The 24,733-nt window shown below is 59.6% G+C and carries 19 protein-coding genes; 11 read left to right on the forward strand and 8 right to left on the reverse strand.

Translation table 11 applies throughout. From position 1 onward, the window contains the following. Window positions 1–153: 153 nt before the first annotated feature. The 4 genes from FKG95_RS03075 to FKG95_RS03090 form a co-directional block, all read right to left on the reverse strand. Entirely contained in the window at window positions 154–834 is a 681-nt protein-coding gene (locus FKG95_RS03075; RefSeq protein ID WP_142894825.1) for a cupin domain-containing protein, read from the reverse strand. Between the two features lie 177 nt (window positions 835–1,011). Then, a complete protein-coding gene (locus FKG95_RS03080; RefSeq protein WP_142894826.1) occupies window positions 1,012–1,632 on the reverse strand; it encodes a glutathione S-transferase family protein in 621 nt (206 codons plus the stop codon). 508 nt (window positions 1,633–2,140) lie between these two features. Then, window positions 2,141–4,555 carry a GcvT family protein gene (locus FKG95_RS03085; RefSeq protein ID WP_142894827.1) on the reverse strand — a complete coding sequence of 805 codons (2,415 nt, stop codon included), beginning with the start codon at window positions 4,553–4,555 and terminating at the stop codon, window positions 2,141–2,143. 429 nt (window positions 4,556–4,984) lie between these two features. After that, a complete protein-coding gene (locus FKG95_RS03090) occupies window positions 4,985–5,977 on the reverse strand; it encodes a LacI family DNA-binding transcriptional regulator (protein WP_142894828.1) in 993 nt (330 codons plus the stop codon). A gap of 344 nt (window positions 5,978–6,321) precedes the next feature. Here FKG95_RS03090 and FKG95_RS03095 point away from each other — a divergent pair, with 344 nt between their 5' ends. The 3 genes from FKG95_RS03095 to FKG95_RS03105 are packed head-to-tail and all read left to right on the forward strand — an operon-like array spanning window position 6,322 to window position 9,904. After that, window positions 6,322–7,347, forward strand: a complete 1,026-nt coding sequence (locus FKG95_RS03095) for a sugar ABC transporter substrate-binding protein (RefSeq protein ID WP_142894829.1) — start codon at window positions 6,322–6,324, stop codon at window positions 7,345–7,347. 10 nt (window positions 7,348–7,357) lie between these two features. Further along, entirely contained in the window at window positions 7,358–8,872 is a 1,515-nt protein-coding gene (locus FKG95_RS03100; RefSeq protein ID WP_142894830.1) for a sugar ABC transporter ATP-binding protein, read from the forward strand. A 9-nt stretch (window positions 8,873–8,881) separates the two neighbouring features. Then, window positions 8,882–9,904 carry an ABC transporter permease gene (locus FKG95_RS03105; RefSeq protein WP_142894831.1) on the forward strand — a complete coding sequence of 341 codons (1,023 nt, stop codon included), beginning with the start codon at window positions 8,882–8,884 and terminating at the stop codon, window positions 9,902–9,904. A 9-nt stretch (window positions 9,905–9,913) separates the two neighbouring features. On the opposite strand, the gene FKG95_RS03110 is transcribed toward FKG95_RS03105, so the two are convergent. Then, window positions 9,914–10,687, reverse strand: a complete 774-nt coding sequence (locus tag FKG95_RS03110; RefSeq protein ID WP_179953899.1) for a FadR/GntR family transcriptional regulator — start codon at window positions 10,685–10,687, stop codon at window positions 9,914–9,916. 239 nt (window positions 10,688–10,926) lie between these two features. Between FKG95_RS03110 and FKG95_RS03115 the strand changes: the two genes are divergently transcribed. From FKG95_RS03115 to FKG95_RS03140, 6 genes are all read left to right on the forward strand, one after another. Beyond that, the gene (locus FKG95_RS03115; protein WP_142894833.1) at window positions 10,927–11,940 is read left to right on the forward strand and encodes a sugar ABC transporter substrate-binding protein; all 1,014 of its coding nucleotides are present in this window, start codon (window positions 10,927–10,929) and stop codon (window positions 11,938–11,940) included. Between the two features lie 75 nt (window positions 11,941–12,015). Then, window positions 12,016–12,801 (forward strand): ATP-binding cassette domain-containing protein, encoded by a 786-nt coding sequence (locus FKG95_RS03120; protein ID WP_142894834.1) that lies wholly within the window; start codon window positions 12,016–12,018, stop codon window positions 12,799–12,801. A gap of 7 nt (window positions 12,802–12,808) precedes the next feature. Continuing rightward, on the forward strand, window positions 12,809–13,849 hold the full coding sequence (locus tag FKG95_RS03125) for an ABC transporter permease (RefSeq protein WP_142894835.1): 1,041 nt from the start codon (window positions 12,809–12,811) through the stop codon (window positions 13,847–13,849). Window positions 13,850–13,945: 96 nt separating this feature from the next. Continuing rightward, the gene (locus FKG95_RS03130; RefSeq protein WP_179953900.1) at window positions 13,946–14,941 is read left to right on the forward strand and encodes a phosphotransferase family protein; all 996 of its coding nucleotides are present in this window, start codon (window positions 13,946–13,948) and stop codon (window positions 14,939–14,941) included. A 10-nt stretch (window positions 14,942–14,951) separates the two neighbouring features. Then, window positions 14,952–16,265: a phosphopyruvate hydratase gene (gene eno, locus FKG95_RS03135; protein ID WP_142894837.1), complete on the forward strand. Its 1,314-nt coding sequence runs from the start codon at window positions 14,952–14,954 to the stop codon at window positions 16,263–16,265. Between the two features lie 80 nt (window positions 16,266–16,345). After that, the gene (locus FKG95_RS03140; RefSeq protein WP_142894838.1) at window positions 16,346–17,095 is read left to right on the forward strand and encodes an SDR family NAD(P)-dependent oxidoreductase; all 750 of its coding nucleotides are present in this window, start codon (window positions 16,346–16,348) and stop codon (window positions 17,093–17,095) included. A gap of 169 nt (window positions 17,096–17,264) precedes the next feature. Here the strand turns inward: FKG95_RS03140 and FKG95_RS03145 are convergent, their stop codons facing one another. Together FKG95_RS03145 and FKG95_RS03150 are read right to left on the reverse strand one after the other, a co-directional pair. Continuing rightward, a complete protein-coding gene (locus FKG95_RS03145; protein ID WP_142894839.1) occupies window positions 17,265–18,176 on the reverse strand; it encodes a hypothetical protein in 912 nt (303 codons plus the stop codon). 119 nt (window positions 18,177–18,295) lie between these two features. Next, window positions 18,296–20,134, reverse strand: a complete 1,839-nt coding sequence (locus tag FKG95_RS03150; protein ID WP_142894840.1) for a gene transfer agent family protein — start codon at window positions 20,132–20,134, stop codon at window positions 18,296–18,298. Between the two features lie 290 nt (window positions 20,135–20,424). On the opposite strand from FKG95_RS03150, the gene dusA reads away from it, so the two are divergent. Beyond that, entirely contained in the window at window positions 20,425–21,420 is a 996-nt protein-coding gene (dusA, locus tag FKG95_RS03155; RefSeq protein ID WP_142894841.1) for a tRNA dihydrouridine(20/20a) synthase DusA, read from the forward strand. A 147-nt stretch (window positions 21,421–21,567) separates the two neighbouring features. Here the strand turns inward: dusA and FKG95_RS03160 are convergent, their stop codons facing one another. Continuing rightward, on the reverse strand, window positions 21,568–23,088 hold the full coding sequence (locus tag FKG95_RS03160; RefSeq protein ID WP_142894842.1) for an alkaline phosphatase family protein: 1,521 nt from the start codon (window positions 23,086–23,088) through the stop codon (window positions 21,568–21,570). A gap of 331 nt (window positions 23,089–23,419) precedes the next feature. On the opposite strand from FKG95_RS03160, the gene FKG95_RS03165 reads away from it, so the two are divergent. Next, window positions 23,420–24,406: a nuclear transport factor 2 family protein gene (locus FKG95_RS03165; protein ID WP_142894843.1), complete on the forward strand. Its 987-nt coding sequence runs from the start codon at window positions 23,420–23,422 to the stop codon at window positions 24,404–24,406. Window positions 24,407–24,733: the final 327 nt, after the last annotated feature.

The following is a 24,733-nucleotide window of genomic DNA, read 5'->3' on the forward strand; positions in this document are numbered from 1 at the left end:
GGCTTCCGCAGGCTGGCATATGAATTCAGAGACTCCCGGCCCCCTTGGCGTTTGCGCCTCCAAATCTAGGCACAAAGCTGAAATTCCGGGTACTGGGCTTCGCCTGAAAACATAGATACGCAGACGGCGGCCCGCAAGATCAGATCGTGCGCTTTAAGCGACCTTCGGCGGTTCGACGAATCTAAGATGTCCTGACTTGATCCAGACGCGGGCTCCGCTTGGTCCTGCCTTGGCGTGAACCCTGCCGCCGATGGGCGAGCGCAGCCAGGATTGCGGCCGGAGCCGGTCGCCGCTTTCCTCGAACCCACCTTCCAGCACCAGGATCTCAGCCCCGTTTTCGCTCGCGACGTCAACTTCGGCGCCAGCGTCCCAAGTCTCGATCCGCACATTTTCCCGTTCGTCTTTATATAGCGGGGTGACCGATACACCCGGACGGTCCGGATCGGCGAGGGCTTCCATCTTGTCGAACTGCAGGCGAACATGGGTGCGGTCCGAGGGGTCGAACTGCCAGAGCTTCACGAAAATCACGCAGCCTGCCTCGGAACCCGGGGTATGGCTGGACTCCGGAGGGTTGCGGATATAGGACCCAACCGGGAAATCACCGTGTTCGTCCTGGAAAACGCCTTCCAGCACGATGAACTCCTCTCCGCCCGTATGAACATGGGGAGAGAACTGGCTCTTCTCGTCATAGCGGACAATGGTGGTGGCCCGGGCGACCTCGTCCCCGATGCGGTCGAGCATGCGCCGGCTGATCCCCTGGATCGGTGAAGTCAGCCATTCTGTCTCGTCGCCGTGCACCACGACCCTTTGGGAAAAATCAGCATTCAGTTCCATGACACGTCCTCTAAGTTGGAATCTGGTTACAAGACGACCCAATCACGAAGGATTGCAGTCTGGGTAAAAAAAGTCACCAGTCCGTCAATTGTGACTTCGGTTTCAAGACGGGCTGGCTCAAGCTGCCGCGGTTTGGTTTTACCGGCGACAGGTATCTTCAACGGGAGATGTCTCTCTTTAACCGGATATGCTGGGCCGCTGTGCGACTCTCTGACGCCAGGCGATGAGGTTCCGGCAGTCCGCAGGGATGTCGATCTCAGCAAAGTCCGCGAAGCCTAGCCCCGCGAAGGCGGTGATGTCCGCCATGGAGAATTTGTCGCCTGCGACGTAAGGACGGTCCGCCAATACGTCATCGAAGTAGTGCATGCCCTGGATGGCGCGCTCGCGCTGCTTCTCGCCCCACTCCTTGTTCTGGTAGTCCTCGACATCGGGACCCAGTCCAGGGGTTGCGTGATGGAAGTAGGCGCCGACGGCATCCAGCAGGCTAGCTTCGGCGCGACGCTGCATCATATGGATAACGGCGCGTTCCCTGGCATTTTCTCCGGTCAGCTTGGGGCCTGCGCCGGTATGATCGAGATACTCGGTGATGGCGGTGCATTCGGAGATAGTGGTGCCGTCCTCGAGTTCGAGCACCGGAACGGCAGCAGAGGGATTCTTGGCAAGAAACTCCGGACGTTTGTGCTCGCCCTTGGGCACATCGATGCTCACGAATTCGACTTGATTCGCGAGGCCCTTTTCCGAGAGGGCGATCCGCACGCGGGCAGGGTTCGGGAAACCTTCAAAATCGTAAATCTTCATCACTCTGTCCTCTCTGTTCATTCTTGGCTGGTGCAATGAAAGGCTTGATGGCCAGACAAATGCGTTCTGTGTTCGATGGTTTTAAATTACCTATCGATAGATAGATAACTCGGAGTGCGTTTGTCAAGCCGCAGAAGGTAAATCAGCTGCTAAGTCCTTTCGAATTTGAAGGTGAAAGATAGTTAGTGTTCTGAAAAATATAGAGAAAATAATTTCTGCCTATATTCAAAAAATGCTCTGGAATTTAGGGCGTGGCGTAATCGAGCTGTCGGTGAAAGTTTTGGCAAGTACGCAAATCTGAATTTTAACTATCTATCAGAAGAGAGATATTTGGAATCGCATTTGGCGTAGCCAGGAGAAGAATGACAGATGGACGACATGTGAGGGTGCCGTGCGCGTCTTTCGTTCCGATGTGTCGAACTGCAGGTGTGGTTCAGCAGGCTCATACCCGGTCCCGACGACAACTTGACCGAAAGCCGTTCGAGCGTGCTGCAGATTACACTGCGCTTCATTGCCGCAGGCGTTCGCCCTTCGGGTCAAACGGCGGTTTGGCGAGTACGATGGCCTTATGGGGACGGCCCAGAATAGCTACGCTCACCTCCTGTCCGGCGCTCACGTCCTTGACGTAACCAAGTGCCAGCGACTTCTCGACCGTGTAGCCGTAGGATCCCGAAGATACACGGCCGACCGGCGTGCCGTCCGGCTGGAAGATCGGTTCGCCGCCGGTGGCATCGGCGTTTTCGGCTTGAACTTCGATCAGCACCAGTCGCTCGCGTGGTTTGTTCCCGGCAAGCGCTTCATAGGCGGAACGGTTCAGGAAGTCGCCCTTATCCATCTTGATCAGGCGGTCCAAACCGACTTCCTGTGGCCAGTACTCAGGCGAATACTCTCGGCCCCAGCTGCCATAGCCCTTTTCCACACGCAGTGACATAAGGGCGCGGGAGCCAACGGGACCCGTATGGAAGTCCTTTCCGGCTTGCAGTAGTGCCTGATAGAGCGCCAGTTGGTCTTCCGTCGCACAGTGCAGTTCCCATCCCAGATCACCCGTAAAGGAGACACGTAATGCGACCACTTCAACACCGGCCAGTTTGATCCGCTGTGAGCGCGTGAAAGGAAAAGCGGGTGTTGACAAGTCCGCGTTGGTCAGCCGTTGCAGCAGGTCGCGGGACTTGGGACCGGCAACATTGAACCCGCACATCGTCTCGGTCATGGAGCGGAACGAGGTTCCGGCGGGCAGCGGCACGGCGTTGAAGTAGCGCTGATGATAGCGCTCCGCCATGCCGGAACCTATGACCAGGAATTCGTCCTCGGTCAAACGTGTAACCGTGAAGTCTCCCGCAATTCCGCCACGCTTGCCGATCAGAGGCGTCAGGCAAGAGCGTCCGGCCGATTGCGGCATGCGGTTCGCGAAGAGGGCGTTCAGCCAGTCTTCCGCACCGGCGCCTTTGACACTGTATTTGGCAAAGTTGGAGATATCGATGATGCCGGCGTGTTGACGCAGGCGCCGGCATTCCGCACCGACGGGCTCGAACCAGTTTTGACGGGTGAAGCCGGCCGTCTCCTCGGACTGATGAGGGCTCCCCGCATACCAAAGCGGATGCTCCCAGCCGAAGTTCAGGCCGAAAACCGCGCCCATGGATTTCTGCAGTTCGTAGACGGGCCGGGTGCGCACCGGCCGTCCGGCCTCGCGCTCTTCGTTCGGAAAGTGGATCTTGAAGCGATGGGCGTACTGGTCCCTGACCCGCTCTCTGGTGAAGTCCTTTCCGGCCCAGGCTCCATAGCGCGCGAGGTCCCAGGCGAACATATCCAGTTTGGGTTCACCTTCGATGATCCACTGCGCGGAGAGCAATCCGAGGCCTCCGGACTGGGAAAAGCCGGGAATGATGCCGTTGCAGCAAAAGTAGTTGGAAAGCTCGGGCACGGGTCCGAAAAGCGCCGCGCTGTCGGGCGACCAGATCATCGGACCGTTGATGACCCGCTTGATACCGGCCTGCTCCAAGGCGGGAACGCGTTCTATCGCGCGCATCATGTTCACTTCGATGCGCTCCAGGTCGTCGGGGAAGAGTTCGTGGCCGAAGCCCTGTGGCGTGCCGTCCTCGGCCCAGAACTTCATGTCCTTTTCGTAGGCGCCGACGAGCAGTCCCTGGACTTCCTGCCGCAAATAATACTCTCCGTCGCGGTCTGCGACCGAGGGCAGGCGCCGGTCCAGGGCCTCCAGTTCCGGAATGCTCTCCGTAACAAAGTACTGGTGCTCGGTTGGGACCAGAGGCAGTTCTATACCGGCCATGGCAGCGACTTCGCGCCCCCAAAGACCGGCGGCGTTGACCAGCCATTCGGTACGGATGTTTCCTTTAGGGGTCTCGACAAGCCAGGTCCCATCGGACTGCTGAACCGTCGCCGTGACCGGCGTGAAGCGATAAATTTCGGCCCCGTTGGCGCGGGCGCCGGCGGCATAGGCCATGGTGACGCCGGAGGGATCCACGTTCCCGCCGTCCGGTTCGAACATGATGCAGCGAATGCCGTCGTAGTTCACCAGCGGGTGCAGGCGCTCCGCCTCGTCGCGGCTTACCTCATGAAAATTCATCCCGTAATAACGGGCCTTCGCCTCCTGCAGCCGGAGCTGGTGTTCGCGCTCCTCCGTTTGCGCCAGATAGAGCGACCCGGGTTGGAAAACGCCGCAGCCCTGGCCCGTCTCCTGCTCCAACTCCTTGTAGAGCCCCATGGTGTAGTGCTGTAGCCGGGATATGTTTGTGCTGTCGTGCAAACCGTGAATGTTGGCCGCCGCATGCCAGGTCGAACCGGACGTCAATTCGTCGCGTTCGAGCATGACGACATCGGTCCAGCCCAGTTTCGTCAGGTGGTAAAGAATGGAGCAACCGACGACGCCGCCTCCAATAACGACGGCTTGTGCGTGGGATTTCATTTTGACCGCTATCCAGTTACTGTCCGGGCTCGGAGCGAGCGTTGTGATTTGGCGTTCTCATACCTTAGGCACGTCCTCCTGCTGTTCCGCTGTTCTTCAGGCGACCGGAGCTTGTCGCACCCCTCTCATCCGACCGGGGTATAATGACTTTCAGAACATTGAAGAGGCACAATGACCTGTCAGGGTTTCGCCGTTTCCGCAGGCTTTCAACAGCAAAAATTCTATGGCAATGGATGAGTTGAAATCACCTGATCTAACTGCAGCAGTCAGAAAGCGGGCAAACCTTTTGCCTTTTGCTGTGCCGATCCCTTTTGGCTGTGCGACAGGTCACTTGAGTTTCACGGATAGTGAGCAAGGGACGCAATGTGTCGCCTGCAGCCGGTCATCGGGTGACGGCCATGGAAGGTGCGTCCGGGGCAGCGGAGAGGTTTACGCAGACTTTCTGATCGTCAGGGAACTGGGGAATGAGATGATCCCGGCGTTCTTCGCTTTGACCTCTCGCGAGAGCAGCTCCGCGGCTTTCCCCGCCAGTTCTTCGACTGGAACGGCAATGCTGCTGATTCCCCCTTCAATCCATCTGTAAAACGAAGGGTCGCCGTAACCGATAAATGCAAGGTCATCCGGAAGTTTCAGGCCACGCCTTAAACAGGCGTCGAGGGCACCGTTGGAGATCTCGAAGCCGCCACAGACCAGCGCTGTCACGGCTGTATCGCCTTCCAGGATCGACAGGCACATGGCATGGCCCATCTCAAAGGATGGTGGATCGAGCCGTATTACCGCAGTGTCCGGCGAGAGCCGGTTTCTCTTCAGCGCGTCACGGAATGCCGCCTCGCGATGACGTCCGGACGAGAGCGCCGCGTGACCACCAATGTAGCCAATCCGCTGATGCCCGGCCTTGGCCAGATGATCGACCGCGGCGCCAATCGAACCGCGATCCTCAACCAGCAGCGCAGCCGAGGGGGAATGGTGATCACCTGTGCGTATCAGTTGGATGACCTGCATCTCGCTGAAGCCGCGCCCGAGGTCTGCGGCGGCGCCCGGCGCGGGCACCATGACAACGGCACTTGCCTGGACCTCACGCAGTCGCAGGATCGCGAGGTGTTCACGCGTGGCATCGTCATTGGTCAGGTGGATCATCAAATGAAGCCCCTGGTCTGCGCAGAGCAGAGCAAGGGCATTCGCGAAGACCGCATAGAATTCGTTTGCGAGATTCGGCAGGAGCAGGCCGACGATGCCCGTGCTGTCCCCGCGCATGGCGGTCGCGGCTGAGCTTTTGACGTATCCAAGTTCGGCCGCACGTTTCAGGACGGTGTCGCGGGTCTTGGGATGCACATTGGGACTGTTCGCCAGGGCGCGTGAGACCGTCATGTGCGAGATGCCCAGGTCCAATGCAATCGACTTTATGGTTACCCGGTTTGCCAAGCGTCTTCCTCCCGATTCGCGCGGAGTTTTACCTCAAGTTCCGCGCTCTGTCTTGACAGATTAAACGCGAAATCCTCAAATGTTCACGTGAACGAAAAGTGTTTGACCGGCTGGCTGGCTTATTCTCCGCTTCAGGGCCGCTCGGCCGAACCTGGTGCCGGCAGGTGTTGCTCTGGAAGAGTCGTTGCCCCCGTCATGCTGCCTGAAAGTAGTAAGAGTTGAGGGCGTTCCCCGTGCTAAGATGCGCCCGTGCAACCGTCTGGAGGCACCTACCACATCAAGAGCGATTTAAGCGTTAAACCCGAGAACCATAAGAATGAAATCAACAATGGGAGGTTTACACAATGATCGACGAGTATCTGAAGGAATCCAAAAACCGGCGTGATGTTTTCAAAGCCATTGGCGCGACCGCGCTGACGGGCGCGTTACTGGCCGAGGCCGGGTTTGATCCCGCGATGGCGCAGGACCTGAAACCATCGGGCAAACCGCTGAGGGCGGCTTTTTCCAATGCCGGGCTTAAGGCGACGTGGTGCGCACAGGGTAAACAGGCTGCCGAAGCCTGGGGCAAGCTTATGAATGTTGAGGTGACCTGGTTCGATGGGGAATTCTCCTCCACCAAGCAACGCGCCTCGATTGAAAACATGGCGACGCAGCAATGGGATTTTGTCGCGATCCAGACCTTCGGCATCGGAACTCTGGTGCAGCCGGTGCAAAAGATGATCGACAACGGCATTCCGGTGATCGCGATGGATACGCTGATCGCACCACTGGGCACGATCCCCATTCACACCTTCATCGCGCCTGACAACGAAATGATGGGGTCCGCGGTTACGTCCCAGGTGATGGCCGCGATTCAGGGCCAGGGCAATATCGTTCATACCCAGGGGTCGCTCGGCCATTCCGGTGCCCAGGGACGCGCAAAGGGTTTCGGCAGCGTCGTGGCCGACTATCCCGATGTGAAGGTCATTAACGAGGAACCTGCGGACTGGGATGTCACCAAGGTCGCGCGGATCTGGGACTCCATCCTGACCAAGCACGACGACATCAAGGCGGCCTTTTTCCACAATGACGACATGGCCCTGGCCGCTGCCAATGTCATGAAGGCGAAAAACCGGACCGATATCATTATTGCCGGCGTCGATGCCATGCCGCCGGCGGTCAATGCGGTGCTCAACGGCCACATGCTCGCCACCGTGCGCAATCCCTCGAGCCGTATCCATGGTTGGGCGGTGGCTGCCGGGGTCGCGGCTGCACAAGGCGGTGAAAAGGCCGGTAAGGAGGTTCCGGAATTCATTCTGGCCGACGGGCCCGTCATCACCAGGGAAACCGCGCCCGGCAATCTATGGCTCCAGAAGAATTTCCTGATCTGACGCGCGGTCCATGAGCGCGCAAGCACAGGGCGGGGGTGATGTTCCACCCCTGCTCGAACTCTCCGCTGTCTCAAAGTCATTCGGCGGGGTCGCCGCGATCAAGGATGTCGATTTCCGTTTGTCCGAAGGCGAGATCCACGGCCTCATCGGAGAAAACGGTGCGGGTAAATCCACCTCGATGAAGGTCATTGCCGGGGTGCACAGTGACTATGACGGCGTGATGCGCGTGGGCGGCAGGCAGGTGCGCTTTCGGAACGCGCGCGATGCCCTCGATGCCGGGATCGGTATGGTTCACCAGGAGCTCTCGACGGTTCCGGATCTGAGCGTGGCCGAGAATGTTTTTCTCGGTCAGCAGCCCCTGACACGTTTCGGCACGGTGGATTGGCGCCGGATTAACCGGGAAGCCAGGCAACTGATTGCCAGCCTTGGTCTGGATATCGATCCCACCACGACCATGGGGGCGCTGCCCGTCGGTATCCAGCAGCTTGTTGAACTCTCCAGGGTCCTCTTCTCCGGCGCGCGTATTATCATTCTCGACGAGCCGACCTCGGCGCTTTCGCCGCCGGAGGTAAAGCGGCTGTTTGATGTTCTGCGCAAGATCCGGGCGGACGGGCGTGGCATCGTCTTTATTTCCCATTTCCTCGATGACGTCCTGGAGATCTCCGACAGCGTGACGGTCTTTCGCAACGGCCGCACGGTGGCCTCGGGACCGGCCGCCGGTTTGAGCAAGGATGAGATGATCTCCAGCATGATCGGCCGGGGCTCGATCGGGATGCACATGGGGGAAAGCGCCGAACTTGCCAGCGACGATTCCAAGCCGGTGGTGATGGAAGCGGAGGCAATCGGTGACGGCAAGATGCTGCGCGATGTGTCTCTAAAACTGCGGGCCGGTGAAATCACGGGCGTCTACGGTTTCATGGGCTGCGGTCAGATCGAGTTTGCGCGGGCGGCCTTCGGTAAAATCCCCTTAAAGCAGGGGCGCATGCTGATTGATGGCCAGGAAATCTCATTCCGGTCCACTGCGGATGCAAAGAACCGTGGCATCGCCTTCGTTCCGGAAAACCGTTCGATGATGCTGTTCCGGACCGAGCCGATCTACAAGAACGTCTCGATCGCCATTCTGGAGCGCATTCACCGGCTCCTGTTGAAGCCCGATGCGGAACGCTCCATCACAAAGACCCACATCGATGACCTTCAGATCAAGACACAGGGCGCCGATATGGCGCTGGGATCGCTCTCGGGCGGTAATCAGCAGAAGGTCGCGTTGGCCAAATGGCTGACGCATTTGCCTAAGGTTCTGATCCTCTCGGAGCCCACGCGTGGGATGGATGTCGGTGCGAAGGAGGACGTCATCCGCATCATCAAGAAGCTGCGGGAGCGGGGAGTCGCCATTCTGGTGCTCTCAAGCGAACCCGAGACGATTCTGACGCTTGCCGATCGGGTCACGGTGTTGCGCAAGGGCGTGGTGGCGAGAGAATTCAGCAGCGGAATACTTCACAAGGCCGATCTTTTGTCGGCGGCATAGGGGGGAAGAATGCAGGAAGCCGGAGAGACAAAGGCCGGAGAGACAGCGGCTGGGGGGCTGAAGGCCGTGCTCACCGACCAGCTGCGCAACATTGCACCTGTCTTTACGCTGATGGTGCTTGTCATCTTCTTCTCCGCCGCGAGCCCGTCGTTTTTCACGGCAGATAACTTCATGAACATCCTCTCCCAGGTTTCGATCACGGCGATCATCGCCGTTGGCCTGACCTTCGTGATTCTCACCGCTGAAATCGATCTTTCGGTCGCTGCGATCGCCAATGCCGTGGGGATCACTCTGGCCTATTTCACCCTGCAGCCTGAGTACGTCAACATCGCCAATCTGCCGCTGAACGGCGTGATAGCCATCGTGCTGACGCTTGCTACGGCGGTTGTCTTTGGCATGGTGACCGCCTTCGGCGTAACCTGGATCGGTATTCCCTCCTTTATTATGACCCTCGCGATGATGCAGATCGCCAATGGTGTTTCAGCGCTCCTAGTGCGCGGTCAGATCGCCTATAACTATCCGGATCTGATCACCACCTTGGGAACGGAATCGGTCTTTGGTGTCCGCTGGACGATTATTGTGGCGGTGCTGTTTCTCGCGGCCGGCCACTTCGTCCTGAAGTACACACGCTACGGCCGCTACATCTACATGACCGGCGGCAACCGCGAGGCGGCGGAGTATTCCGGCGTCAATGTGAAGTTCATCATCGGCTCGGTTCTGGTGATTGGCGCGGTCTGTTCCGGCGTGGCCGGCATGCTTGCCGTCGCCTACTTCGGCTCGGCCCAGCAAAACCAGTTCGACACCTACCTGCTCGACGCCATTGCCGCCGTTGTCGTGGGCGGCACCAGCCTCTTTGGCGGGCGCGGGGGGATCGGAAACACGATTGTGGGGCTGCTGGTGCTGGGTGTGCTCAACAACGGTCTCGACCATATCCAGATCGATAGCTTCCTGAAGATCCTGATCCGCGGTCTTATTCTGCTCTCCGCGCTGATCATCAATGTCTACGCCCAGCGTTTGCGGGAGAAGGGATAGAGGTTCCGCTTATCTCTCTCCGATCGAGGCGGAACGGTTGTCGAACGCGGCCCGCATGTCGCGGGCCGACTCCTCAAGGTGCTGACGCATAGCGTTTTCGGCGGCTTGGCTGTCGCGCTTCTTGATGCAGTCGAGAATTTTCTGATGGGCGGCAATGGTGCTTTCCAGCGGCAGGCCGCGCAGCGCTTTGCCGCGACGGCTCATGAAGAAGGACCGCTCCAGGGGCACCGACATCGCCTCGATCAGAGAGGTGATGACCCGATTGCCGCTGGCCAGGGCGATGGCTTCATGAAAGCCAACGTCGCATTGGTGGAACGCACGCTCGATCGCAAGGTCACCCTCGGACTCCTCGAGCTTGCGTCCGGCGTCTCGCATGCCCTGCATCATGTTTTCGATTCCCGCAAGGGCCGGGCGGGTCGCACGCTTGGCCGCCAGGGAAACGGATTTGATCTCTAGTGACATACGGACCTCCACCAGGTCGAACATCCCTTTAGGGTCGTATTGCACAATCCAGCCCAGAAACTCCCCGAGCGCTTTGCCCGAGGGTTCGCTGACCACAGCCCGGCGTCCCCGGGAGATCTCCACCAGCCCGCGGCCGGCCAGCATCTTGATTGCCTCGCGGATCGTGACACGGCTGACGCCATAACGGGTGGCCATCTCCGCTTCGCTCGGCAGGCTGAGACCCGGGTTCATCTCCGCATAGATCAAATCGGTCAGCTGCGCGGCAACGCTTGCGACAGCGGTTTGACCTTCAACGGATTTGGCGGCAACTGACTCTGGCATAGGCAACCTTAAACTTATCATATAAGTTATGTCTGCAGACTCACGGGTGTGTGGTCAAGATCAATCTGAAAGTTTACAAAAACGATTATATTTAGCTACATTTCCAACTTCGTGATATCAGGAAAGGGTGACAAGAAAGCATATACCTTTACAAATAATGTGCAGTGAAATAGCTGTCATTGGGTTGGGTAGGCGTGCGATTCCAAAGCAATAAAAATACGCTTCCACGGGAGGAAAATATGAAATCAGATTTTGTAACAGGCGCTCTGTTCGTCGCTGCGGCGACGGTCACGGCTTTTGCCATGGCGCCCGCAACGCAGGCGGCCGACCCTGTCGAGAAATGGTGCTCGGGCGTGAAAATCGCGGCCTTCCCGGGCGGTCCCCAGGGCGGTGTCTTCGCGAACAACGTGCTCAACGGCTTCCGGCAGGCGGAGCAGGATCTCGGTCCGGACGTGACCTACTACTTCTCCGACTGGGATCCCAACAAGATGCTGCAGCAGATTCAGCAGGCCCTGACGACCAAGCCGGACGGCATTGCGACCTACGGCTTCGCCGGGGAAGCCGCGACGGCTCCTTTTGTCGAGCAGGCCTTCGCCCAGGGAACGATCTTCACGACCCTCAACACCGGACTGCCGGAAAGTCAGGCAAAGTTTGCGCCGCAGGGCTTCGGCTATGTCGGGGCGCCCAATTACAAGGCCGGCTACGCGCTCGGGTCCGAAGCCATCAAGCGGGCCGGCGTGACCAAGGGTGATACCGTCTTCGTCTGGGGCCTGAAGGGGCAGGGCGGCGATCGCGGTCAACGCACGGTCGGTGTTCTGGACGCGGTCGAAGAGGCCGGCGCCAAGCTTCTCTATCAGGAGATCGATGCCGCGACCAATGCGAACCCCAACGCGGGCACAGCGACCTTTGTCGGCCTCATTAAAGCAAATCCGGAAACCAAGCTGGTCGTCACGGACCATGGTGGTTTGACCTCGACGGTGGGGATCTATGCCGAGGCCGCGTCCCTGAAACCGGGCGACGTCTACTTCGCCGGTTTCGACATGTCTCCGAATTCCGCACAGGCGATCGAGCAGGGCTATCAGAACCTGGTGATCGATCAGCAACCCTATCTGCAGGGCTATCTGCCGATCCTGAACATCTGCATGTCCAAGAAGTACGGCATGTCGGGTCTGGATATCAACACGGCGGGTGCCTTTGTGGATGCCAGCAACGTCGCAGCCATTGCGCCGTTGGCTGCGGTGGAAATCCGCTAAGCCGTTAATCCTTGTATCGCTTCAGAACGGGGAACCTTTCAGGGTTCCCCGTCCTGGCAGAGCTTTGAGAAAACCATGAGCCAGCCTGCAATCAGTGCCGGGTCGTCACCGGTCATCGAACTCAAGAACGTCACCAAAACCTTCGGCGAAGTCCGGTCTCTGTCCGACGTCGATTTTGTTGTGCGTCCGGGCGAGATCGTCGGCCTGCTCGGCGACAATGGGGCCGGAAAGTCCACACTGGTGAAGACGGTCATGGGATTTCACCGGCCCGATCCCGGCGGCGAAATCTACTTTCACGGCGAACGGATTCACGACTGGTCCGTCGCCCGGGCGCGCGGGTTGGGGATAGAGACCGTGTATCAGGAGCGCGCGCTTTGCGAGAAGCAGCCGATCTGGCGCAACATGTTTATGGGGCGCGAGCTGCGCGGCAAGTTCGGGCTGCTTGACGTCAAGCGGATGCGGTCGGAAGCGGCGCGCCTGATGAAAGAACACATGGGCTTCACCTCATCCGCCGTGCACCCCGACAACGTTGTTGCCACCATGTCCGGCGGTGAGAAGCAGGGCGTTGCCATCACGCGCGCGCTCTACTTCGAGGCGCAGTTGGTGATCCTCGACGAGCCGACCATGGGGCTTTCACTGACCGAGACCAAGAAGACGCTGGAGTTCGTCGGCAACATCAAGAAGGCCGGCAAGTCCGCAATCTTTATCGATCACAACATCTTTCACGTCTATCCGGTGGTGGACCGCCTCTATGTGCTGGATCGCGGCAAGGTGGCCGGCGTTTATTCAAAAGATGAAATCACCATGGATGAGCTGATCGAACGGCTCTACCACGTAGCGCGTTCAGGGAAAATGGAGTAGCAGAAGCATGACGACGGAAACCGCAAACTCCGATCCCGCAAAGTCCAAACCGAAGGACAACAGCATCAAGCCGCCTTCGGCCTTCCGCCGCTACGGCAGCCAGTTCGGTATCATTGGTGTCGGCCTCGCCATGTGGTTGGTGTTTGTCGTTGCCGCACCTGCGGTCTTCACCGACATCGATATCTATGTCGCTTTCGCACAAACCACACCGCAGTTCGGTCTGATTGCGCTCGCGCTGACATTCGTTGTCATCACCGGTGAAATCGATCTTTCCTTTCCTTCGATCATGGCGCTGGGGACAGCGGCTTTCGCCCTGACCACATACCACGGCGGCATGCCTTGGTATGTGGGGTTGAGCGTGGCCTTTGCGACGGGCGGTCTCTGCGGGTTGCTCAATGGATTCCTGGTGGCCAAGCTCAACATCCCTTCACTGGTGATCACCATTGGAACATCTTTTCTCTATCGCGGCCTGGAGCTGGTCCTGATGAACGGCACCGGCGTGCCGCTGACCCGCGCAGATTATCCAGTTATGCACGCGATCTTCCGCGACCCGGTCTTCGGTTTTCCGGTCCAGACACTCTGGATGATCGGCATCGGTATTATCATGTGGCTGCTGCTCAACCGCACCCGCTTCGGCGCCCATGTCTTTCTGGTCGGCGACAATCCGACCAGCGCCCGGCTGATGGGTATCAACACCGTCTCGGTGAAGGTGCGGGCCTTCGTCCTGGTTGGCCTGGTGGCGGTCGTGTCAGGCCTGCTGACGTCCTTCTATGGCTACTATTTCTGGCCGACCACCGGCGAGGGCTTTCTCCTGAACACCATTGCCTCTGTCTTCCTGGGCGGCACGTCCGTCTTTGGTGGCACCGGATCGATGGTCGGCACCTTCGTGGCTTCCTATATCATCGGCGCGATCAACGCCGGTGTGGTCTCGGCCGGCATCAATGCCTTCTATACCCAGCTTTGCTTCGGTCTTGTGATCGTTATCTCGGTCGTACTGCAAACCATCATCGAGCGCCGGGTCAGGGGGCAGTCCGCGACCGGCCGGTAAGCCGAGCCCCTGTGCACGGGATTGACCTTGACGTGCCCGCTTGAAAGATCATAATTGTTCACGTGAACATTTTCTTGCTTTTCTGGACTGTATAGGGTGTCCGAGCCTTTTGATCTGCGTTGCGCAAAGCTGATTGCCAATCTCGGTCTTGCCGGGGAAGGCGAGGTCCTGGCTGTAAAGCCGTTGACCGGTGGTGTGGCGTCGGACATCGCCGTGGTGTCGCTTCCGGGACGCGAGATCTGCGTTAAGTTTGCCCTGCCCAAGTTGAAGGTTGCGGAGGACTGGCGGGCACCGGTGCATCGCAATAAAGCGGAGTACGCCTGGCTGATGGCGGCCGCGGCCTGTGCGCCGGAAAATGTTCCCGCGCTCTATGGCTGGTCCCCCGCCGATAACGGTTTCGCCATGGAGTACCTGACCGGCGAAAGCGTCTATCTCTGGAAGGACGCGCTGCTGAAATCCGCGCCGGACCAGGGCGAAGCCGAAGCTGTGGCGTCCGTATTGGGCCGGATTCATGCCGCCTCGACCGTGCCCGGATTTGATCAAAGTCCTTTCCGGAACCGGGATGATTTTTACGCACTCAGACTAGAACCCTATTTGAACTTCACCGCGAGCAAACATCCTGACCTTGCACCGCAGCTGTCCGGACTTGTGGACTCTCTTTATGCCGCGGACAGCGTGCTGGTTCACGGCGATGTCAGCCCGAAGAACATCCTGTTTCGGAACGGGACGCCGATTATCCTGGATGCCGAATGCGCCACCATGGGAGATGCCTCGTTCGATCTGGCCTTCTGCCTGAACCATCTGATCCTGAAGGCATTGCACCTGCCGGCATCGCGCAGGACTCTATCGGCGTCCGTATTGCGGTTCTGGGCCCGCTATGAACCTGAGATCTCCTGGGAAGACCCAACGGCGCTGGAGGCTCGGGTGACCGCGTTGCTGCCCGCGCTGATGCTGGCCCGTGTCGATGGAAAGTCACCGGTCGAATACCTGTCTGAACAGGAACGCGGTCGGGTTCGCAGATTGGCCATCCCTCTTATTGCCGGGCCCGCTCGCAACCTGACGGACCTGATCACCGTGATTGACAAGGACTGAGATTTTACAGATGACGACAGAGATAAAATCACTGCAGGCCCGGCGGGTGTGGGACAGTCGCGGTAATCCGACGGTGGAGGTGACGGTCGAATTGGAAGGGGGCGCGCGGGGCAGGGCCATCGCGCCGGCCGGCGCTTCGCGCGGAACGCGTGAAGCCGTGGATTTGCGTGACGGCGGATCCCGCCTGCGCGGCCTGGACGTGCAAGAGGCTCTGACCAACGTCAACGGGAAAATCGCGGCTGCTCTTAACGGTCTCAACGCAGAGGATCAGGCGGGTGTCGATGCGGCTCTGATCGCGCTGGATGGGACACCTCTGAAATCGGCTCTGGGCGGCAACGCGATGGTCGCGACGTCGCTTGCGGTGCTGCACGCCGCCGCGGACGCGGCCGGGGCGCCGCTCTGGAAGCATGTCGCGCAGACCTATCAAGGAACCGCGAGTATCCCCCTGCCTGAGATTCAGATCTTCGGCGGCGGCGCGCATGCCGGGCGGCGGGTCGATGTACAGGATTTCATGGTCATGGTGCCGGGCGCGGGGAGTTTCGACGAAGCCTTGGAGGTCACGGCGGAAATCTATGCCGCCGCGGGCGCGATCATGTCGCAAAAGGGGCGGAGTGTCGGTGTCGCGGACGAGGGCGGCTGGTGGCCGGTCTTCGACAGCAACGAGGAGGCGCTGGAGACCCTCGTCGCCGCCATCGAGGCCGCCGGTGAAAAGCCCGGTGAGCGGGTTGTGATCTCCCTCGATATCGCGGCGTCGGAGTTCGCCGAAGATGGCCGCTACCGGCTGGCGCTCGAGGACCGGACACTGAGTTCCGACGAGATGATCGCCATGCTGGGTAGCTGGATCAACAGTTACCCGATTGCGTCCATCGAAGATCCGCTTGCGGAGGACGACCGCGCGGGAATGTGCGCTTTCACCAAGGCCTACGGCGACCGCGTGCAGATCATCGGCGACGATTATCTGGTCACCAATGCCAAGCTGGTCGCGGCGGCTGCGGAGGATCGTGCCTGCAACGCGGTGCTGATCAAGGTCAACCAGGCGGGAACCGTGAGTGAGTCGGTCGAAACCCTGGCCGCTGCCTGGACGGCCGGTTACCGCGGCATCGTCTCCGCGCGATCGGGCGAAACCGAGGATGTCTCGATCAGTCATCTCTCGGTGGGATTGAACGCGGGTCAGTTGAAGGTCGGCTCCTTCACCCGCTCGGAACGCATGGCGAAATGGAACGAATGCCTGCGCATTCAGGATGAGCTGGGTGAGAATGCCTTTGTCGGCGGTGCGCCTCTGGTGGATACTTGGTGGGGCAAGGGCCGAACCGCCGGGGCCTGATTCGAGCTTTGGAACCTGAGGCCCGGAACCTGAGGCCAAAAAATTGACGTGGGCAGGACCACCTGTTCGGAGGGGGGAAGATGAACAAATACGATTTTTCGAACAGAGTTGTCGCGGTCACGGGCGGCGCCAACGGTATCGGCGCGGCAGTGGTCGAGCGCCTGGTCCTCTCCGGCGCCCGGGCCGCGATCTGGGATATGGATGTCGGAGCTCCCGAGGCGAAGGTCAAAGCCCTGCCGCAAGATCAGTTGCTCACCTGCAAGGTGGATGTCAGCGATTACGACTCCGTCGCCGCGGCGGTGGCCGATACAGAGGCGAAGTTCGGTTCGATCGATGTGCTGGTCAACAGCGCCGGGATCGCCGGTCCGACCCACACTCTGGCTGATTATCCTGTCGACATGTGGCGCAAGGTGCAGGCAGTGAACCTCGACGGCATCTTCCACTGCTGCAAGGCGGTCATACCGGGCATGGTCGCAAAGGACTATGGCCGCATTGTCAATATCGCTTCGATCGCCGGCAAGGAAGGCAACCCCAATGCCTCAGCCTATTCCGCGTCCAAGGCTGCCGTCATTGCTCTGACCAAGTCGCTCGGCAAGGAAATGGCCGGGCACAACATTGCCGTCAACTGCGTCACTCCGGCCACGGCAAACACGCGCATCCTGGATCAGGTGACCCAGGAGTTTATCGACTACATGCTCTCCAAGATCCCGCGCGGCCGCTTTGTCACCGTAGATGAGATCGCCTCTATGATTGCCTGGATGTGCTCGGAGGAAAATTCCTTCACCACCGGTGCCGTCTTCGATCTTTCCGGTGGCCGCGCAACCTATTAGATGCCTCTCGGTGGAACGCCGGACGGGGCGGGCTCCATGCCTGCGACCATCTCAGAAAGAGGTAGGGGGCACCCTGCATGATAGCTGATGTGGAGTGCCCCACTGGTTGACGGCCGGGCCGTGGAAGTCTCGCCCGGATAGGCTTTGGCTTTGATTCGTCTTTCCCGGGTTACAAGTTGTTCTTCGGCATGGGATTCTTGAAGCCGTCAGACTTCTTTTTGCAGGAGATTTTGACCGGCACCCAGCCTGTGTGGAAAGGCGAATTGATGACCGTCAACATGTACTTCCGGTTCACACTGTGGCCTATGGTGTAGTCTTTCTTCCAGAAAGCAGTGCCCTTTGAGCCCGAGGTCTTGGTCTTGACCGTCATGTGTGAGCCGTCTCCCCGGATGTAGTAAAACTCAATGTTTTTGCCGCCCGGCTTGTTGGTCTTGAAATTGGCCGAGACTGTCACTTTTACCGGGCACTTGCGTGAAGATCCATGATACTTCACCGAGAGCTTGGCGTCCGTCACCTTGAATTCTTCCGGCATGCAGACGAGCCTAACCGGCACAACAGCTGAGACTTGTCTCGAGGTTGCGGCATCGTTTTTGGGCTTCGCAAAGATGAACGACGTGTAGTAGAGGCGAAGATCTTTAACAATGGGTTTTACGACCTTTTTGTCTGCTTTGCCGTATTGCTCGCAAGCTTTTCGCCCTTTGGACTCAAGATGTTTCAGTTCGTTCCATCCGACCTTCAATTGAAACTGCTTATCGAGCTTTTTGAGAGAAACGGGATTGAAGCCATGATCGGCGAGCAGCGAATTCGAATAGTGTTCCTTGAGGTTCCACTTGTAGATGCGGGCTGTCAGCCTCTTTTGCGCTTTAAGCCGTATCGGTATGATATAGGACCCTTTTTTCTCTGCTTCATATTTGCCGTTCTTGGGAACGAACACCATCGCGGGCGGATTGCTCATGTTTCCCATTGAGGCCTTGAGCGATGCGTTTTTGATGTAATCGATGCCGGAAACTGCAGGTGTTGACGCGACTAAAATGCCGCCCAGCGATAACACCAATAGTGAAATTTTTGAAAACCTGAACATTGAAATCTCCTGAAAACCGCGCGTGACACCTCTGATGAGGTGCGCAACCACCCGTCAGTCGTTCGTACGCACTGAAACGTTCAAAGAGATTCGAAAGAGATATTGTGGTTGGGGTTCGGCTAATCGACTTGTGAATCCTGCGATTTGGCGTCGAGGCTTTGAAACAGAAGCGCGCCCAGCTCCGCCAGCTCGAAGTCTTTGCCGAGAAGGGGGTCTTCCGCCAGCCTGACCAGGGTTCTGGCGCCTTCCAGGCGCTCTCTTTCCGCCAGTGTTATGGCGACGACGTTCAAAAAGAGCCGCTGTTTTTTCGGATCGTCCAGTCGCCCGGAAAGCCTGACTGTGTCGGCTGGTTCCAGGTTGAGAGGCACGGTCTGTGCGGTCCGCGCGATGCGGGTAAGGTCCCACTCCGTTTCACCCGGCACCAAAAGATCCAGCCGCCTTTCCAACGTTTCCACGGCGATCCCGTTCTCGCCTGCTTCGGCCGTTGCAAACCCGAGTTTACTCAGTGCCCTGAAGCGGTCTTCAGGGTCTTCATACCAGTTGATCAGACTCTGCACCTGTTCAAACTGTTTGAGTCTGAGTCGCACTTCGATCAGATAATTCAGGACTTCGCCGGAGCCTTCCAGCTCATCCATTTCGAGTGCCGACTGCGTGGCATCCGCCAAGCGATACGGCAGGTCTTCTTGACCTTTGACGCCGATGGTAACGGCGGCCATAGTCATTAAGCCGACAAGCCTGCGGCTCTCCAATTCAATTCCATTGAGGATTTCTTCCGCCAGGCCGTAGTCTTTCCGGCTGAGCGCAATCCGGGCAAGCCTTTCCTGGGCGTTGTGTTTGTTGATTGGATTCGCAATCTGCGCAACCACCTTCAAGGCTTCATCGGTGAATCCGGATTCCATCATCGCCTGCGCCTGCCAACCCACGGACTCGACACGCAGATGAGGGTCGCTGATCTGCGACATCTCGGCGAGGTTTCTGGTAAAGAGATCTCTCGCTTTTTGCGGTTCGCCTTGCCGTGCGCGTTGAGCTGCGATCTGTGCCAGGTTGATAAGCCGGTCATACGGGTTGTCGATCCCTTCCGCCACGCGCTGTGCCGGGTCCAGTCTGTCCGAACCCTGCAACATGGGAACGATTGTGCGTCGCACGTGATCAGTATTCTCGTGCGCCGCGTCTTCAAGTCGCAAGACCGTCTCCAGTGCCTTGCTGAAGAGGCTGTCAGCTTCCTGGGTCTTTTCCAGGTTGTGAGCCAGGATGCCAAGCTGCGCGTAGACCTGTGCCTGCAGCGCCGGATCGTCTATCGCCGCGACGGTGTGCAAGACCTCTGAGAAGGCCCGCTCGCGAAGCTGTCCGAAGGCAAGCTCGGCGAGCGTGCCGTTTCGCAGACTTGGTCTGTTGATCTCCTGAACGTTCTGCCATGCCAGCTCGAAGCGTTTTTCAAGCACGAACCGATGGACCAGACTGGCCTGGAAACTATCGGACAGTGTTTCGTCGCCGACCTCCTTGACCAATAGCAAGGCCGGTTCGACTTCGCCGTCGGAAACAAAAGCTCTGACGATGGACGTCTGCAGGGTGCGCTTATGTTCCGGATCGCTTAGAAGATCCAGAGCTTCGTATGTTTTTGCATAGTCCCGCTGGTCCGCATATAGGGTGCCGAGGATCAAGAGTTTGGTGCTCTTCAGCCTGCTCTCTTTCATTGGGCGGGCTACCTTGAAGGCGCTGTCCAGGTAGCCATGCTGTATCAGCTTGTCGATCAGCGCATACTTTGGCTCTTCTTTATCGTCGTCTTGCAGTGAATCGATCCGGCTCAAGAGTTCCTTCAGGAGCGGTTCGGCACATTCGGCCGGAACCGGGGTGACATAGCAGGCCTCCGCCGGCGCCTGAGCAAAAGAGGGAGTTGCGCCGGATCCGCCGATCAGGCCGAGCGCGATCAAGAGAGCGCCATACGTTTTAGCTTGCATGCTGTATTCCCTGTCGTTGTTCCGGCTCGAGACGGAAGAGGCGTTGGCTGGCCGAAACCATTCGTTGGAAGGGCAGTTGCACTGCTCATCGGACGTGAGTCGAACCAGGCGGCTGCGGGGTTCAAAAATAGTTGTGTAGGGTCATCAGCCAGTTTTCAGCAGTGACTTCGGCTGTTTGAGGGCTCTTGCGTCCGATCGGACTCTGGGTTATCTGCAGGGCTATCGTGCTGGAGCGGATCGCGGTACAGCGGGGCGTTGATGATGCGCGTGGCAAGAAACCGAAGATAAAAATGTCGGAATTTCAATCATATAGGCTGTCCGTCGCCCCCATGATGGATTGGACGGATCGCCATTGCCGGGTCTTCCACCGATTGTTGAGTCAGCGGACCCTGCTCTATAGCGAGATGGTTCCCGCGGGCGCGATCGTGCATGGGGACCGGGATCGTTTTTTGACCTTTGATCCGAGCGAGCATCCGGTGGCGCTGCAGGTCGGCGGCTCGGATCCGGATGATCTGGAAACCTGCGCCCGCGCGGCGGCGGACTACGGCTACGACGAGATCAACCTGAACGTGGGCTGCCCGAGCGACCGGGTGCAGCGCGGGCGTTTCGGCGCCTGCCTGATGGCGGAGCCCGATCTCGTGGCGCGCTGTGTCGAGGCCATGCGCCGGGCGCCGATCGAGGTGACGGTCAAGACCAGGATCGGGATCGACGCGCAGGATTCCTACGAGGAACTGCATGATTTTGTTGGGAAACTTGCGGCGGTGGGCACCACGACGGTGATCATTCACGCGCGAAAGGCCTGGCTGAGTGGCCTCAGTCCCAAGCAAAACCGGGAAATTCCGCCGCTGCGCTACGACGTGGTCCATCGCCTGAAAGGAGATTACCCGGATTTGGCCATTGTCCTGAACGGCGGCGTGCAGGATCTGGCCCAGTCCCTCGGGCATCTGGAACGGGTGGATGGGGTCATGATCGGACGTGCGGCCTATCACGATCCCTACCTCCTGGCCGAGGCCGATCAGCGGATCTTCAGGGATGTCCGCCCGGTTGCGACGCGTCCGGAAATCGTAATGAATCTCATGCCTTACGCCGAAAAACTGGCGTCCGGGGGCGTGCCGGTCAAGCACCTGACACGCCACATCCTGGGCCTTTTCAACGGCGAGCGGGGCGCACGGCTCTGGCGGCGCTATCTCAGCGAGAACGCCCATCTGCCGGGCGCAGGACCGCAGGTCATTCTCGAGGCCCTGGAACAGGTCCGTGCCGCTCAGGACGGCCGCGCCGCCGCTTGAACCTGTTCGCCGCAGAACCGGGATTGTTCATACCGGGATTGTCCATACCGGGATTTTCCATTTCGTTTTGGCGGCTTTTATCCCCCGAAATCCCGACTTATCCCATCGTTATGACATACAAATGTCACAGCGGACGTTTTAGCGCCCTCACAGGCTGCCGCGCACGCCCTCGGGGGTCAGTTCCAGGCCGGTCAGGGTGCGGTCGAGATGCCGCGCACGCCAGGAAAGCAGCTTCTCGGCATAGCGCAGACGCGTGCCCTGGTGGGCCGGATCCCCGGCGAGATTTCTGAGCTCGGCGGGGTCGGCGGCGAGGTCGAAGAGCAGGGGCGGCAGGCCGGTGAAGTGGACGTACTTGAAGGCCGCGTCGCGGATCACGGCGAGACTGCAGTCGTCCAGCGCCAGGCCGAGGGCGTCCTGAGCTGTTCCGCTGACGACCTCGCGGAAATCAAACTCCCAGTGCACCTCGCTGCGCGCGTCGTCCGGGGTTCGGCCTTCCAGGAAGGGCTTCAGCGAGCGGCCGTCCATGGCGCGCGGAATGCGGGCGCCCAGGCAATCCAGGATGGTCGGCGTCACATCGACGGCCTCGCTGAAGGCCTCGACTTGCCGGCCCCTGACGTCGGCCGCATCGGGATGGCGGATGATCAGGGGAATGTGGTTGGCCTGGTCGAAGTAACCCAGTTTGCCGAAGAGGTGATGATCGCCCGCCATCTCGCCGTGGTCGGTGGTCAGGACAATCAGCGTCTCGTCATAGAGCCCCTTGGCCTTGAGGTGGTCGAGGACCCGCCCGATCTGGGCATCGACCTCCGAGATCAGGCCGTAGTAGCTGGCGCGGATCTGACGCCGGGCGGCATCGTCCCAGTCCCGGGTCAGACCTTCGGCGCCGGCGACGAAGCTCGACTTAGCCTGGCTCTCGAAGACATGGGCCAGGAAGGGGTGGCTCGTAGCCTCGTCCTCCAGGCTCCCGGCGCGCACGAAGTCGGGCAGGGCGTCCGGGTCGTACATGCGGTTGTAGGGCTCCGGCGCGATGAAGGGCGGATGGGGGCGCAGGAAACTGATGTGGGCGAACCAGGGCGCACTGCCCATCTCGTCGCTATAGTCCAGGAACCGCTCGGTCAGGAAGGCGGCCTCCGAGAATTCGGCGGGGTAGCGCGCCGCCGCGCCGGCGGGCGGATCGGCTGGCCCTTCCGCCGGAAGGTAGATATCGAGCCCCTTTTCCGGTACCGCCACGCCCTTGCGGCGCAGCCAGGCGAACCAGGCTTCCGAGGCTTCGTCCAGGGGCTGGCGCTGGGTAAAGCCGGGCAGCACGCCTTCGTAGGTCAGCAGGCGCGGGTCGTTCGGATCACAGGTCCGCGGGTCGACGGCGCTGTCGGTATAGCCGAAGAGCACCGGCTCGTAGCCCAGGCGCCGCGCGGCCAGGGCGATGTTGTCGTGGCGGGCGTCCAGGGGCGTGCCGTTGCGGCAGACCCGGTGGTTCATCTGATAGAGCCCGGTCAGCAGCGACGCGCGCGCGGGCGAGCAGGGCACGGCCTGGCCGAAGTGTTTGCGGAACAGTAGGCCGTCGGCGGCCAGGGCATCGATCGCCGGGGTTTTGACCAGCGGATGACCGACCGCGCCGAGGCAATCGCCCCGCCACTGGTCGGCGGTGATCAGGAGGACGTTCATGGGCATTGGGCGTGCGGACTCCGTCGCGGGGGGCGCCGGGAAATATCGGGCGCGGACCTTCGTGATTTCGCCCGCGAGTGTGGCCGAGTTTTTTCCGCTGTGCCACCGCGAATGAAGTTGCGCTCGGCCAGAGGGGCTGAATTGCCCGAAGATTTCATGGGCCTGTCACAGTTTCCAACCCGATGGTGCGTCCGATCAAGCGCAGAACGCTCAAGTAGAGAACGATCGCGAGACTCTCGAATCCGATCACCTTTTATGCGGGAAAGTCCTTTAGGCAATGCCCGAATGAGTCGTTTCTGTTACACTGCCGCGGTCCTCTCATCGCTGGAGACCTGAAATGGCGGCGAACCCCGGGGTTCTGGAAAGCATGCGTTTGGCCTATGCCGCTTACGACAGGGGCGACGCGGCGCCCTTGCTCGACCTCTTCGCTGAGGACGGGGTGATCCGCTTCACGGCGCCCGAGAGTTTCCTGCATTTCGCCGGCCCCAGCTCCGGCCCCGAGGGCGCGCGCAAGGCCCTGACCGCGATCTCCGAAATCTTCGCCTGGGAGAGTTACAAGATTTACGAAATGCTGGTGGACGGAGATTCGGTCTTCGCCGTCACCGGCGGAATGCTCCGCCACAAGGAGACGGACCAGAGGACCGAGGTTCAGCTCGGCGATCTGATCCGTTTCCAGCGCGGCCGGATCGTCGAGTTCGTGGAGTTTTTCGATTCCGCCGGCCTGCGCGCCTGGGTGAAGCGTGCCGGCACGCCCTCCAACACCGAGCTGAACGGCGGCCGGGGCGGCGGGAGTAGCGCAAGTCCCGGAGCAAGTCCCGGAGATGAAGGCGATGCCTCCGGCGAGAGCGCAACGCGGGCCGGGGCTACCTGTTCCCAATCCGCGGCGGACGCGTTGCGTCAAAGCGTTTCTGCCAACAACAAGACCGCCGCCAACAAGCATCTGCTCTCGCGCTGCTACGACGCCTACGCCGCCTGCGACCCCCAGCCCCTGGTCAGCTTGTTCGACGACGAGGCCAGTTACAATGCCGTCGCCCGCTGCGAAGACTTCAGCTTCGCCGGTCCCTGCCACGGCCGCCGCGCGGTGCTGGAGAACATCGCACGCATCCATGCCGACTACGATCTGGAAAAATACGCCGTCACCCGCATGATCGCCCAGGACGATTTGGTCGCGGTCCACGCCGATGTGGGTTTTCGCTACAAGTCCACCGGAAACCTAGTGGCGATCGACAAGGTCGATCTTTTTCGCATGCGGGACGGGAAGATTATCGAGTTCAATGAGTTTTTCGATACGGCGTCGGCGTATGACATGCGGGAGGGGGCTTGAGGTTCGGTTGGGGAGTTTTGGGCGGGGAGCGCAGAAATAAGGATCTCACTTTGATCAAGGGGATTGGCGACGAGATCTCCGGGGAAAGGAAATGCCATCGGGGGAACAGGTTCCCCCGCGCCCCCTCTGTACTTAGGAGATTTGTGCGCGTTTCGCTTCGAGTGCGTAATGAGAGTTAGAGCTCAAATTTGCGTAATTTGACCGAACTTGGTCGGAATGCTGAGCTAAAATAATGACTTGGTTGCGCATAAATTAAGACCTGACGCCACTCACAGAAGTTAGGATTGACCCGGATCATTTTGTTCGGTCCGTAAAATTCGCAACCCA

This window comes from Denitrobaculum tricleocarpae (assembly GCF_007004665.1).
GTDB lineage: Bacteria > Pseudomonadota > Alphaproteobacteria > Kiloniellales > Kiloniellaceae > Denitrobaculum > Denitrobaculum tricleocarpae.

Coding starts and splice junctions, on each gene's coding strand:
- FKG95_RS03075 (WP_142894825.1), bottom strand. CDS start 834: ATGGAACTGAATGCTGATTTTTCCCAAAGGGTCGTGGTGCACGGCGAC.
- FKG95_RS03080 (WP_142894826.1), bottom strand. CDS start 1,632: ATGAAGATTTACGATTTTGAAGGTTTCCCGAACCCTGCCCGCGTGCGG.
- FKG95_RS03085 (WP_142894827.1), bottom strand. CDS start 4,555: ATGAAATCCCACGCACAAGCCGTCGTTATTGGAGGCGGCGTCGTCGGT.
- FKG95_RS03095 (WP_142894829.1), top strand. CDS start 6,322: ATGATCGACGAGTATCTGAAGGAATCCAAAAACCGGCGTGATGTTTTC.
- FKG95_RS03100 (WP_142894830.1), top strand. CDS start 7,358: ATGAGCGCGCAAGCACAGGGCGGGGGTGATGTTCCACCCCTGCTCGAA.
- FKG95_RS03105 (WP_142894831.1), top strand. CDS start 8,882: ATGCAGGAAGCCGGAGAGACAAAGGCCGGAGAGACAGCGGCTGGGGGG.
- FKG95_RS03110 (WP_179953899.1), bottom strand. CDS start 10,687: ATGCCAGAGTCAGTTGCCGCCAAATCCGTTGAAGGTCAAACCGCTGTC.
- FKG95_RS03115 (WP_142894833.1), top strand. CDS start 10,927: ATGAAATCAGATTTTGTAACAGGCGCTCTGTTCGTCGCTGCGGCGACG.
- FKG95_RS03120 (WP_142894834.1), top strand. CDS start 12,016: ATGAGCCAGCCTGCAATCAGTGCCGGGTCGTCACCGGTCATCGAACTC.
- FKG95_RS03125 (WP_142894835.1), top strand. CDS start 12,809: ATGACGACGGAAACCGCAAACTCCGATCCCGCAAAGTCCAAACCGAAG.
- eno (WP_142894837.1), top strand. CDS start 14,952: ATGACGACAGAGATAAAATCACTGCAGGCCCGGCGGGTGTGGGACAGT.
- FKG95_RS03140 (WP_142894838.1), top strand. CDS start 16,346: ATGAACAAATACGATTTTTCGAACAGAGTTGTCGCGGTCACGGGCGGC.
- FKG95_RS03145 (WP_142894839.1), bottom strand. CDS start 18,176: ATGTTCAGGTTTTCAAAAATTTCACTATTGGTGTTATCGCTGGGCGGC.
- FKG95_RS03150 (WP_142894840.1), bottom strand. CDS start 20,134: ATGCAAGCTAAAACGTATGGCGCTCTCTTGATCGCGCTCGGCCTGATC.
- dusA (WP_142894841.1), top strand. CDS start 20,425: ATGTCGGAATTTCAATCATATAGGCTGTCCGTCGCCCCCATGATGGAT.
- FKG95_RS03160 (WP_142894842.1), bottom strand. CDS start 23,088: ATGCCCATGAACGTCCTCCTGATCACCGCCGACCAGTGGCGGGGCGAT.
- FKG95_RS03165 (WP_142894843.1), top strand. CDS start 23,420: ATGGCGGCGAACCCCGGGGTTCTGGAAAGCATGCGTTTGGCCTATGCC.